Source organism: Haloferax sp. KTX1 (genome assembly GCF_902410085.1).
GTDB classification, from domain to species: Archaea; Halobacteriota; Halobacteria; order Halobacteriales; family Haloferacaceae; genus Haloferax; species Haloferax massiliensis.
This window is the reverse complement of the sequence record NZ_CABPRH010000292.1, coordinates 1-408: the sequence shown is the minus strand read 5'-3', so window position 1 is coordinate 408 and position 408 is coordinate 1. Positions and strand designations below refer to the sequence as shown.

The 408-nt window shown below is 61.0% G+C and carries 1 protein-coding gene; it reads left to right on the top strand.

Annotation, left to right across the window (positions count from 1 at the left end; all coding sequences use genetic code 11):
* Positions 1-408: IS1595 family transposase (locus tag FY251_RS21900; RefSeq protein WP_148417007.1), on the top strand; the 408-nt coding region annotated here is incomplete at both ends.

Here is a 408-nt window from a genome sequence, read left to right as displayed (position 1 = left end):
TTCGATCACGCTGTCAGGACCGGTTGAAATCGACGAAGTGTACGTGTCTGCGGGCCTCAAAGGCCGCGAGCGCGACCGAGAGTCGCGCTCGCGTGGCCTGTCCACGCGTGGACGAGGATCGTACGACGGCGACAAACTGCCGGTGTTCACGCTGGTCGATCGTGGCTCGGACGATCGGTACGTCGTGCCAGCGAAATCCGCCGACGAGTCGACAATTCGACTCCTGCTCGAAAATCACGACGAGGAGTCACTGACTGTCTACACAGACGGATTTCGGGCGTACGAACCGCTCGAAGAAGACGACGCATTCACCCGCAAATACGTCGTCCACGGCGACGGAGAATACGCTGACGGCGACATCCACGTCAACACCTGCGAGAGCCACACGTCGCTGACGCGACGGTGGCT